This is a genomic window from Kribbella swartbergensis, from assembly GCF_054784135.1.
In genome coordinates, this window is sequence record NZ_BAAGPM010000033.1 from 1 (window position 1) to 1,628 (window position 1,628).

Annotated in this window: 2 protein-coding genes; both read right to left on the reverse strand. The window is 64.1% G+C overall.

All coding sequences use genetic code 11. The features are described from left to right. Positions 1 to 64 precede the first annotated feature (64 nt). Complete coding sequence (locus tag ACYVOK_RS29095; RefSeq protein ID WP_460665759.1) at positions 65 to 1,417, reverse strand: IS701 family transposase; 1,353 nt, start codon at positions 1,415 to 1,417, stop codon at positions 65 to 67. A gap of 30 nt (positions 1,418 to 1,447) precedes the next feature. Next, the coding region (locus ACYVOK_RS29100) for a carboxymuconolactone decarboxylase family protein (RefSeq protein WP_460665760.1) at positions 1,448 to 1,628 on the reverse strand (181 nt) is incomplete at its 5' end.

The window sequence follows — 1,628 nt, forward strand, 5'->3', positions numbered from 1 at the left end:
CCGCCCGCTCGCGGTCGGAATAAAACGAAGATTCGCGCCAGGCACTAAGCTCGACTTTGGCCAATCAGGCGGCGTGACAGAGTGCGTAAACCAAGCACTGCTGAAGGGCCCGTGAGGGTTTCGGCGTTTTGTGCCGGTGCCGGGATGTAAACAAACCTGTCTCGCGCCAAATCTGCCGTCGCACGGTTGCGAGCGCATCCGCAAAAGTCGGATGAGACTTGCGGTACCAGCTGTCGATGAGCACAGCTGTTCGGGTGCGCCGGTCGAGTTGGGCAGCCAGCAGGGTCACGATGGAGAACAGCCCGAACAAGCAGGGTGTGGTGCGGGCCACGGCACGATCCGACCATTGCCGTTGCGTCTCCACACCCAGATGGGCGCGGGCCTCCTGGAATGTGACCTCGACTTGCCAGCGCAGAATGAACCAGCGGATGATCTGCAACGGAGCCTGCCTGGGATCGGTGCACAGCAAGGCCTGCGGCGAGAAGCGTCCAAGGGGATCGCGCAGCAGCACCCAGCGGATTGGTACCACCGGCATGCCGCCGTGGCGCCACACAGCCGTGGCCGAGCAGAACTCGACCAGCCGATCCCCTTCGCCATACCAGCCCGGCACCGTGACGCGTTGCCAGCGCGTACTTGTCCGCGTCAGCACATCAAAAAGGGTTGGCAGGCGAGCTCCTTTGGTGCGGGGACGGCCGCTTGTCCCTGGTCGACGCGGTGGGGCTGGTTCATAGAGGGCAGCGTCCAGCCGAAGTCGGGTGATGCAGATCACACCCTGACGGGACAGGGCTGCGAGCAACTCCAGGGCGGCAAAGCCCATGTCAGCCACCAGCACCAGCTCGCGCTCAGGCAGCCAACGCCGCACCTGCAGCACCAGCTGGCGGGCCCAGTCGGTCAGCTTCTTATGCCGCTGTCCCCGCTCACGGCAGTAGCGCTCCGAGGGCGCCAAGGCGGTGAGGAACGGCAAGGCCCAGGTACGGGCGGCCCACGGAATGGGCGCCAGGAGCATGAGGCTGAGCCAGCGCAGGCCTGATGCCTTGACGAAGTGAGCATCGGATGAGCGCACCGGATCGCGATAGATGCCCTTGGCTGTGATGCGCCGGCCGCGCCGACGCTCAATGGTGTCATCAAGGCCGAGGATGATCGGACCGGTTGGTGCAAAGGCGTGGATGAGCAAACAAAGCAGCAGACGGGCGGCCTCGCGTCCGCTCCAGCGAGCCCGGCTCAACACGCGATGGTAGTTGACGAAGTGAGCCTCGCGACTGAGGCCGGTGATGCGCAAGATGCTGGTCACAGTGCGCTTGCCGGGTGCCAGAATGGCCCCGACGAGCAGGACCTCGGCATGGCGCCAGGTTCGGTAGCGAAAGAGCGGGGCAAAGGCTAAAATGATCGCGGCGAAGCGGGTGGGCAGGTCTGGCATGGCCGTGTCTCTTGGCGGGGACACACCAACCTACCGCATCGTTCGCTTCGCCGCCTCTGCACTCCCAAACCACCTGCCAGAAATGGCCAAAGTCGAGCTAAGGAGGTAGAGCCGCTCCTCGCTCTCCCCGATCTCCCGTGCAGCCTTGGTGTGCATGTAAATACAATAGGAACAGCCATTGAGCTGGGAGGCGCGGATCTTCACCAGCTCG

What these genes read in the sequence shown, in the direction of transcription:
- ACYVOK_RS29095 (WP_460665759.1), bottom strand. Translation starts at nt 1,417, where the DNA reads ATGCCAGACCTGCCCACCCGCTTCGCCGCGATCATTTTAGCCTTTGCC.